Raw genomic sequence first — 1,306 nt, forward strand, 5'->3', positions numbered from 1 at the left:
TCGGGTTCGGGCGGGTCGAGGACGGTGACGACGAGACGGTCGTTCTCCAGTTCGGCGAGCGCGATCCGGTCGGCGTGCAGCGGCGTGCGCAGCGCGGCCACGACGGCCTTGCCGACGTCCTTGACGGTGCCCGCGGTGGCGAGGGCGGCGGCCAGGCGCTGCACCCGGGCCACGTCGGTGACGTCGGAGCGCAGGGTGGAGGCGTCGGCTACGGTGCCGACGAGCCGGGCGGCGCGGCCCTCGCCGCCGGGCAGCAGCCGGCCGCGCAGCCGCAGCCACCTGGGCGGTCCCGAGGGCTGCAGGATGCGGAACTCCAGCTCGCGGTCGCCGATGGACATGTGGTCGGCCTCGACGACGGACATCAGCGCGGGCAGGTCCTCGGGCACGCACAGCCCCAGCAGGCTCTCGACCCGGCCGTCGAAGTCGTCCCGGCCGAGCCCGAACAGCCGCAGGATGTCGTCTCCGACCTCGATCCGGCCGCTGTCCATGGCCAGGCTGAAGGCGTCGGGCGCCAGCTCACCGCCGTCACCGGCGGGGGCGGCCGGGACGGGTACGGCGACCGCGCGGGCGATCAGCTTCAGGCAGGCGCGGTCGTCGGTGCCGAAACCCGCGGGGTGCTCGGTGACGGCCAGCAGACAGCCGCCGCCCGCCGCGCCGAGCGGCAAGGCGGCCAGGGAGAAGTCCGCGGTCGGGGTGCGGCGTGCCTCGGGGCAGCCGGCCAGCTCCGCGGGGCCGAGCCAGCACGGGCGTCCGGTGCGGTGGGCCTCGGCCACCGGGGAACCGCCGCCCGCCGGGTAGCCGTCGCGGAGCCCGTACAGGGTGCGTGGCAGGCCCGCCGACTCGGCGAGGCACAGCTGGGACGGGTCGTCGCCGGGCGTGTACACCGCGGCGAAGGCCGCCCCGGCGAACACCAGCGCCTGTTCGAGGACCCGGCGGAGCCGGTCCGGGGTGGCGGGTGCCGTGGTGAGCGTGTCCAGGGCGGCTTCGGCACGCTCCGGCGCCGTTCGCGTTCCGCTGATCGCAGCGCCCTCACTGACCACGTTCGCCATTACAGCGCGTACGGGCGAGCCGCGCAGCCCCTGCGAACGCTCCGGCTGCTCCGGCGCGCCCGCTTTGTTCGAATGCCGCCGAACGCAACTTGACCCATGAGTTCCGCACGGTGTCCTCGTGACAGACGTGACTGTCCGCGACCGCCCGGCTCCTGGGAGTGTCTTCTCCGTTCACACGAGGAGGGGCGTTAGGCGCATGGACAAGCGGTACGAGGTGTACGCGCTCGCCGACGGGCACTTCTACGACTCGCCCGACC

1 protein-coding gene is annotated in these 1,306 nt (G+C 74.6%); it reads right to left on the bottom strand.

Annotated elements, in window-relative coordinates:
• A partial coding sequence (locus M878_RS96055) for a PAS domain-containing protein (protein WP_023544853.1) occupies positions 1–1,049 on the bottom strand: 1,049 nt, incomplete at its 3' end.
• Positions 1,050–1,306 lie beyond the last annotated feature (257 nt).

The sequence above is a fragment of the Streptomyces roseochromogenus subsp. oscitans DS 12.976 genome, assembly GCF_000497445.1.
Classification (GTDB): domain Bacteria; phylum Actinomycetota; class Actinomycetes; order Streptomycetales; family Streptomycetaceae; genus Streptomyces; species Streptomyces oscitans.